Source organism: Kocuria tytonicola (genome assembly GCF_003687455.1).
Taxonomy (GTDB): Bacteria; Actinomycetota; Actinomycetes; order Actinomycetales; family Micrococcaceae; genus Kocuria; species Kocuria tytonicola.
Genome location: NZ_PHOA01000116.1, coordinates 1 through 6852, shown reverse-complemented (window position 1 = coordinate 6852; position 6852 = coordinate 1). Strand labels below are relative to the sequence as shown.

The 6852-nt window shown below is 73.1% G+C and carries 3 protein-coding genes and 1 pseudogene; 1 reads left to right on the top strand and 3 read right to left on the bottom strand.

Translation table 11 applies throughout. The annotated features are described in order from the left end of the window. The first annotated feature begins 108 nt into the window (after window positions 1–108). Window positions 109–672, top strand: coding sequence for a 4'-phosphopantetheinyl transferase family protein (locus tag CWC38_RS10380; protein WP_240625217.1), 564 nt, complete (start codon window positions 109–111; stop codon window positions 670–672). A 33-nt stretch (window positions 673–705) separates the two neighbouring features. On the opposite strand, the gene CWC38_RS10375 is transcribed toward CWC38_RS10380, so the two are convergent. The 3 genes and pseudogenes from CWC38_RS10375 to CWC38_RS12135 form a co-directional block, all read right to left on the bottom strand. Further along, entirely contained in the window at window positions 706–2136 is a 1431-nt protein-coding gene (locus tag CWC38_RS10375) for a DUF418 domain-containing protein (protein WP_121846664.1), read from the bottom strand. Next, window positions 2133–6242: a Pls/PosA family non-ribosomal peptide synthetase gene (locus tag CWC38_RS10370; protein WP_240625216.1), complete on the bottom strand. Its 4110-nt coding sequence runs from the start codon at window positions 6240–6242 to the stop codon at window positions 2133–2135. The genes CWC38_RS10375 and CWC38_RS10370 overlap by 4 nt, the downstream gene beginning before the upstream one ends. A gap of 312 nt (window positions 6243–6554) precedes the next feature. Further along, window positions 6555–6852, bottom strand: a pseudogene (locus CWC38_RS12135) (hypothetical protein); the annotation flags it as partial.

Genomic DNA, 6852 nt, shown 5'->3' with positions numbered 1-6852 from the left:
CCAGGGCTGCGGTGGGGACCTCGTCCGCGTCCAGGACGGGCAGCAGCACGGCCAGTGCCTCGGCCACGGTGGTGTCCACGCGCGCGGGAGCTGTTCACGGTGTCCCGCGTGGCGCTGCGCCACGTGCTCGCGCACCGGCTCGGCTGCCGGCCCGGTGAGGTCCCGGTGGTGCACGACCCCCGCAGCGGGGCCCCGCGGCCGGTCCGCGGGCGGGCGGGCGCCGTGACCGCGGGTTCCGGGCTGGATCCCACGGCGGTTCCCTCCCCGGAGCTGGGGGGAGCGTCCCCCGTGCGGTTCTCGGTCTCGCGCACCGCGGGGGTGGTCGCCCTGGTCACGGCCCAGCGCCCCGTGGGGGTGGACGTGGAGCGGCTGCAGTCCGAGGTGGAGGCGGACGTGCTGCTGGACCTGCTGCACCCCGCGGACCGGCAGCGGCTCGCGCGGCTGCGCGGGCGGCGTCGTGCCGCGGCCGTGACCCGCACGTGGGTGCGGGTGGAGGCGCTGGTCAAGGGCTGGGAGACGGGGCTGTCCCGCGATCCCGCCGGGATCCACATCGGCGCCGCGGCGCGCGCGGACTACGGCCGCGGCTGGAGCGTGAGCGACGTCCGCACCGCGCCCCGCGAGAACGCCCGCCTGGCCGTGGCGTGGCGGACGGACCCCGCCCCGCAGGGCTGAGGTCCGTCCGTCGGGGCGCCGCGTGCGCTCGCGCTAGCGGCGCGTGGGCTCCGCACGACGCCGCGGGGGCGCCTTCTCGGGCCGGACCGCCGCCGCGGCCGCGCCCTTGGAGACCTTCGTGACGAGGCGCTCGAGGGGGCCGTTGCCGAGGGCCTGCTGCCAGGCCACCGCGAACAGCGCCGCCACGGCGATCTGGACGAGGAACCAGAACCACGGGGTGGTCTCGGTCCACACGAAGGCCAGGAACACCAGGTGCGCCACGTAGAGGGTGAGCGTCATGGAGCCCATGGCCCCCAGCCAGGTCAGCCACTTGCCGATCACCCGGCACAGCAGCAGGAAGGCCCCGAGGGCCACCATGGCCAGCCCCGCGCTCTCGAGCAGCGCGAACGGCGTGTTGGTGTGCGGGCCGGAGAGCAGCAGCCACAGGTTGGTGGTGTCCGGCAGCTGGGGATCCGGGCCGTAGATCTGGATGTTCCAGACGTCGTCCGAGGTCATCCACGGGGTCGCCTCCACCAGGGCGTCCTCGAGGTCGAAGCGCATCAGCATGAGCAGGGAGATCCCACGGGCCACCGCTGCGATGACCGCGCCCACGATCACGAGCAGCACCTGCATGCGGTCCCGGGACAGGGGCAGCCGGCCGAGGGCCATGCCCAGGCAGATGAACGTCATCCAGGGCAGCGCCGGGTAGGTGCCGGTGAGGAACAGCTCCGCGAGCACCGCCCCCGGGTCCGTGAGCAGTGCCACAAACCCCGGGTTGCCGTACACGTGGGCCGGGAGCACGGACAGGGACCACTGCATCACGAACGGCATGACCACGGCGAAGGCCGCGGAGGAGGCCAGCAGCCACGGCACGCTGAGCCGGGTGAACGGGATGGCCACCAGGAACATCAGGCCGTAGTAGATCAGGATGTTGTAGACGGGCAGCTCCAGCATGTTGACCGTGAGACCGAGCAGGAACAGCACCAGGGCGCGCACGAGGATCGAGACCCTCGCGCGGGTGCCGTCACGGCCGCGGCGCGGGGCGCGGCCACCCGTCATGAACGCGAGGCTCACCCCGGCCAGCGTGGCGAACAGCGCGGCGGAGTGCCCCGCGAACAGCTGCCACTCCAGGGACGGGTTGCCCTCGGCGTCGGCCACCGCGGGCAGCACGTGCACCGCGATCATCCCCACGAGCGCGAACCCCCGGGCCACGTCCACACCCATGATGCGGCGCTTCGTGCGGCGGCCGTCGGCGCTGCTCACGTTGCGGGTGGCAGCACCCTGCCGCGGTGCGGACGCGGAGCGCGGCGGCGCGGTCACCACGGGGGTCGAGGAGGTCCACAGCCCGCTCTCGGCGGCCGTGCGGCCCTCGTCCCCGCGGTCCCCGAGCCACACCTCGCGCGGTGGCCTGCGGCCCGGCCGCGGGCGCTGGCCCACCGGCAGGTCCCCCTCCACCACGCCGTGGTCCGTTCTCTGCTGGGTCATTCGGTGACTCCCTCGTGCTGGGCGGTGGGCAGCCCCGCCGCGGCGGGGGCGGCGGTGGAACCGGCGCCGTGCTGCGTGATCTCCTCGGGGGCCGACGACGCCGCGTGGGCACCGCGGCGGCTGGCCGGTGCCGCGGTGGGCACCACCTGCGCGCTGACCACCTGGTCCCCGGGGGCGAGGTGGCGGATGGGGTTGCCGCCCCAGTTGCCGTCGGAGGGCACGGTCTCCTGGCGCATCACCAGGGAACCCGGTGCCACGGTGGTCCGCTCCTCGATGGTCGCCCCCGGCAGCACGAAGCTGTTGGGGCCCAGGGTGGAGCCGCGGCGCATGGTCACGGGCTCCATGCGCATGATGCGGTCGTGGAACAGGTGGGTCTGCAGCACCGTGCCGCGGTTCACGGACACGTTGTCCTCCAGCTGCACGAGGTCGAACTCGGGCAACCACCAGGTCTCGCACCACACGCCGCGCCCGATGTGCGCGCCCATGAGACGGGCCCACGCGGTGAACATGGGCGAGCCCACGCTGAGGCGGATCATGGACGGGACGGCCAGGGACTCGGCGAACACGTCGGTGAGCTCGTTGCGCCACACGAACGAGCTGAACAGCGGCCGCTCGCTCGGGCGGAACCGGCCCATCAGGGCCCACTTGACCAGCACGGGCACCAGGCAGGCCGCGGTGCTCGCGGCGCTCAGCACCACACCGGACCACGCGAGGGCCGCGAGCACACCGCTCCAGCCCATGCCGTGGGACATGTAGACGTCCGTGAGCACGTAGACGACGAGCAGGTCCAGCCACGCCGAGACCATGGCGGGCAGGAACCGGAAGAGCTCCACGAAGGCGCGCGCGGCCTTCAGCCGCCGCTGCGGCTGGAACGTGGACTCGGTGTCCGCCTCGGCCCTGGCACGGGCGATCGGCTCGGCCGTGCGCCCCAGCCAGGAGGAACCCGCCGGGGCGTGGTGCGGGGCGGAGCTGAGCACGGCCACGAGCGCGTCGGCCGGCAGGTCCCGGTCCGGGCCCACGATCCCGGAGTTGCCCACGAAGGTGCGCTCACCGATCACCGAGGTGCCCACGTGCAGCCACCCGAAGCCCGCACGGTGGGAGGTGACCAGGGCGTGGTCCGCGAGGAACGAGCCGTCCTTGAGCGTGGTGAGGTGCGGGATGGTCTCCGCGGTGGAGATCTCCACGTTGCGTCCCACTGTGGCGCCCAGCAGCCGCATGAACCACGGGGTGATGCAGGAGGCGTAGACGGGGTAGGTGGAGATCAGGGTGCGCTGCATGAGCGTTTCCGTGAGCCACATGGCCCACCCCACGGGGCCGTTCTGCGGGAAGTACCCGGGCACGATCATGCCCGAGACGAGGCGCACCACGGCAACCACCAGCAGCAGCCACACCACCGCCGTGACCACGGTGAACACGGGGACCCACACGGCCACGATGGGGAAGACCACCTCGTACTCCTGGATGGTGACCACCCGGGTCAGCACGAGGAGCGCACCGGGGATCAGGGCCAGGAAGGGCAGCAGCCCCACCAGGGCCGCCCCGGCGGTGAACATCAGGTGGGAGCGCACGGGGCCCCAGGTCCTGAGCCCGCCGGTCTCCTCCGGGGACTCCTCGGGCCACGTGAGCCCGGCGGAGCCGTGGTGGCGCAGCGGCGAGCCGCCCCACAGCTCCCCGTCCGGGACGCTGCGGCTCACGTGGGAACCGGGCAGCACCTCGGCGCCGGCTCCCACCCGCATCCCGGGGTCCACCAGGGTGCGGGTGCCCACGCGGGCGTGCTCGCCGACCTCGATGGCCCCCACGTGGAACACGTCGCCGTCCAGCCAGTAGCCGGAGAGGTCCGCCTCGAACTCCACGGTGGCGTGGTCCCCCACGCTCACCAGACCGGTCACGGGCGGGGTGTTGTAGAGGTGGGTGTCCCGGCCCACGGTGTTCCCGAACAGCCGGTGCAGCCACCGCGCCATGGGGGTGCCGGTGAGGACGTCGTACTTGTTGAACACGACCACGCGCTCGGCGGCCCACACGCGCAGGTGGGTCCAGCTGCCGCGCCGGTAGTGTCCGGGGCGCAGGCCCGCGGTCAGGGCCCGCACGGTCGCGGCGCCCACGAGCACCCGCCCGGGCAGGGAGAACATCACGAGCCAGCCCAGCACGAGCGGCAGCAGGGGTGGTCTGGGGACCCACCCGGCGTCGGCCACGACCGCGAGGACCCAGACCACGATCATGGAGCCGAGCACGTAGCGGAAGCCGTTGACCACGTTCAGGGCCAGCAGGAACAGCCCCTGGAGCCAGCCCGCGGGTGCGGGAACGGGTTCGGGGTCCCGCTTGACGTCGTGGGACTCGCCCAGGGTGGCCAGGTACCCGGCCATCGCCTCGAGCGTGGGGTGCGCGTAGATCTTGGCGATCTCGGTGTCCGGGTGGGTCCGGCGCAGCGCGGAGACCAGGCGGGCCAGGGCCACCGAGCTGCCGCCCATCGCGAAGAAGTCGCTGTCCGCGGTGAACGGGAGGGGCCCGAGCTGGTCCGCCCACAGCTCCGCGAGCCAGGCGAGGTCCCCCTGGAGCGGGGCCGAGCCGTCCCCGTTGCTGTTCGGCAGGGGCCACGGCAGGGCCTTGCGGTCCACCTTGCCGGAGGTCTTCATGGGCAGCTCGTCCATCACGCACAGCGCGGGAACCATCCCGCCGGGCAGGCGCTCCACGAGCCAGCGGCGGGCCTCCGAGAGGTCCACGGAACCCTCCGACTCCGGGACGAGGTAGCCCGCGATCACGCTGCCGCCGCCCGGAGTGGAGTGCACGGCGCACGCCCCGAGCCTCACACCGGGGACCTCGGTCATCTGGGTGTCGATCTCGCCGAGCTCGATGCGCCGCCCGGAGACCTTGACCTGGTCGTCCGCGCGGCCCGCGAAGACGATGCCCTCGGGGTCCGCCCGCACCACGTCACCGGAGCGGTAGGCCCGCTCCCAGCCCAGGGACTCGAGCGGCGCGTACTTCTCGGCGTCCTTCTCCGGGTCCAGGTAGCGGCCCAGACCCACGCCGCCGATGATCAGCTCACCGGTCTCGCCCCAGGCCACGGGCTCGCCCTGGGAGTCCACGACGGCGAGCTCCCACCCGGGCACGGCCAGCCCGATCCTGACGGGTGCCTCCCCGGTGAGCAGGGCACCCGTGGCGATCACGGTGGCCTCGGTGGGGCCGTAGGTGTTCCACACCTCGCGGCCCGGGCGCACCAGGTGCCTGGTCAGCTCCAGCGGGCAGGCCTCGCCGCCGAAGATCAGCAGCCGCACGCGGTCCAGGGCCTCGCTGGGCCACAGGGAGGCCAGGGTGGGCACGGTGGAGACCGCGGTGATCTGCCTGTCCACGATCCACTGGCCCAGGTCCGGACCGGAGCGCACGATGCTGCGCGGCGCGGGAACCAGGGTGGCCCCGTGGCGCCACGCGAGCCACATCTCCTCGCACGAGGCGTCGAACGCGACCGAGAGACCGGCCATCACGCGGTCCCCGGGTCCGAGGGGCCGGCGCTGGAGGTACATCTGCGCCTCCGCGTCCACGAGGGCCGCGGCCGAGCGGTGGCTGATGGCCACGCCCTTGGGCTTGCCGGTGGAGCCGGAGGTGAAGATGATCCAGGCGTCGTCGCGGGTGCGCGGGGTCTCGGTCTGCTCCCCCGAGCGGACCGCCGGGTTGCGGGTCAGTTCCAGGCCCTCCCCGAAGACCGCGGCCACCCCGGCCTCCTGCCACACGGTCTGGGCGCGCTCGTCCGGGTCGTCCCAGTCCACGGGCACGTAGGCGGCACCGGCGAACAGCGTGGCGAGGATGGCCACGTAGAGGTCCACTCCGCCCGAGGGCACGCGCACCCCCACACGGTCCCCGCGCCCGATGCCCAGGTCCCACAGGCGCTGGACGTGCGCCTCGATCCGGTCCTCCAGCTCGCCGTAGGGGACGGACTCGTTCTCGTCCTCCAGGGCGATGGCGTCCGGGTACTGTGCCACGGTGTCGAGCACGATGTCCACGAGTGTGCGCGGTGCCGGCGGCTGCTCCACCGGGTACACGGCGCGGTCCGGGGCCTCCCCCGGACGGGCGGTGGCCGCGTGGGCCCCGCCGCTGAGATTGTGGCTGTCCACTGTTGGTACGCTCCCCCTCGTTCAGGATCCGTGGCGCAGGAGGAGACAGACGTCCACCCCGGTCGGGATGCGTCGGCGCGGATGTGTGGATCGTGCCGTTCAGGTCCCCCGACCCGAACGACGGCGCGACATCCAGGTGCGCGCCCGGTGCCCGGCAAAATGTCCCCCTGCTGGCACGGTTCTGTGGTCCCAGGATACGGCAGGCGTGAACTCAGGTGCAATACGGAAAAGAATGCATGCGTTTGCGAAAAGATATCCTGAACTAACCCGCGGGTAATGTCATGCGGGCCACACGGGGAATACCGACCGGTATCACCCGGTGGCGTGCGGGGAGGCCTCGGAGGCCGAGAGCAGCTCGTCCAGGATCAGGGCGTCCGGCATGTCGAAGTGGTCGTGGCCCGGCAGCAGCTCCAGGCGCGTGCGCTGGAATCCCCGCTGCTGGTAGAAGCCGTGACCGCGCGTCGCCGCCCGCACCGCGTCGAAGTCCGAGTCCGGGTCGGAGCCGTCGTCCTCGGCGCCGGTGCACCACCACATCCGCAGGTTGCGCTTCTCGTTGTCGGTGGCCGCGGTGCCCAGCGCGTCCGGGGCCCCGCCCCCGCCCACCATGACC